Below are 1,208 nucleotides of genomic sequence, written 5' to 3'. Positions count from 1 at the left end.
CCAGACCTCGACCGTCGGCCGCACCCGCACCGCCCCCGCCGACGGCGCCATGCCCGCCTCCGGCCGCTGGCGCACCGGCGTCGTCTCCTGCTCCAACTGGGAGGCCGGCTACTTCGCCGGGTACCGCCACCTGGTGCAGCGCGGCGATCTCGACGTGGTGATCGAGCTCGGCGACTACATCTACGAGTACGAGCGCGGCGGCTACACGGCCAAGTTCGGCGCGATCCGCCACCACGAGCCCCCGCACGAGATCGTCACCCTCCGCGACTACCGCACCCGCCTGGCGCAGTACCGCACCGACCCCGACCTGCAATCGCTGCACGCGCACGTGCCGTGGATCTGCACCTGGGACGACCACGAGCTGGCCAACGACGCCTGGGAGCACGGCGCCGAGAACCACCAGCCCCACGAGGGCAACTGGGGCGACCGCAAGGCCGCCGGCTCGCAGGCCTACTTCGAGTGGATGCCCATCCGTCCCGACTCCCTGCGCGACGGCGGCTTCCTCTACCGCCGCCTGCGCTGGGGCGCGCTCGCCGAACTGAGCATGCTCGACCTGCGCTCCTACCGCACCGAGACCCCCGGCCGCCTCGACGGTCACGCCGTGGACCAGGCCGGCACCATGACCGGCGCCGACCAGTTTGACTGGCTGACCCGCGGGCTGGCGTCGTCGACCGCGCGCTGGAATGTCGTCGGCAACTCCGTGATGGTCTCGCCCGTCATGATCCCGCCGCTCGACCACCGCACCATGGGCGCCCTCACCGAGCTGCTGGGCATCCCGCGCGAGGGCATCACCTACAACGCCGACCAGTGGGACGGCTACGCCGGTGAGCGCCGCCGCCTGTTCGAGTCGATTCGCAACACCGGCAAGCGCAACTTCGTGTTCCTCACCGGCGACATCCACAGCTCGTGGGCCAACGAGGTGCCCGTCGACCCCGCCGACTACCCCGGCGCCGGCGTCGACGCGGTCGAGTTCGTGACGCCCTCGATCACCTCGAACAACGTCGACGACATCCTCAAACTGCCCTCCGGCAACGGCCTGTCCGCCGCCGCCCAGGGCGCGCTCAGTGGCGCCAACAATCACATCCGCTGGGTCGACCTGGACCGCCACGGCTACACGGTGGTCGAGTTCACCCAGGACTACGCGCACGCCGACTACTGGGCGCTGCACGACCACACCGTGCCCGACACCGGCGCCTACCCCATGCACA

General features: G+C 70.8%; 1 protein-coding gene. It reads left to right on the top strand.

Annotation, left to right across the window (positions count from 1 at the left end; all coding sequences use genetic code 11):
- Positions 1–1,208: alkaline phosphatase D family protein (locus G6016_RS11990; protein ID WP_182632876.1), on the top strand; the 1,208-nt coding region annotated here is incomplete at both ends.

Source organism: Dietzia aerolata (assembly GCF_014144865.1).
In the GTDB taxonomy this organism is placed as follows: domain Bacteria; phylum Actinomycetota; class Actinomycetes; order Mycobacteriales; family Mycobacteriaceae; genus Dietzia; species Dietzia aerolata.
This window is presented reverse-complemented; position numbering and strand designations above follow the sequence as displayed.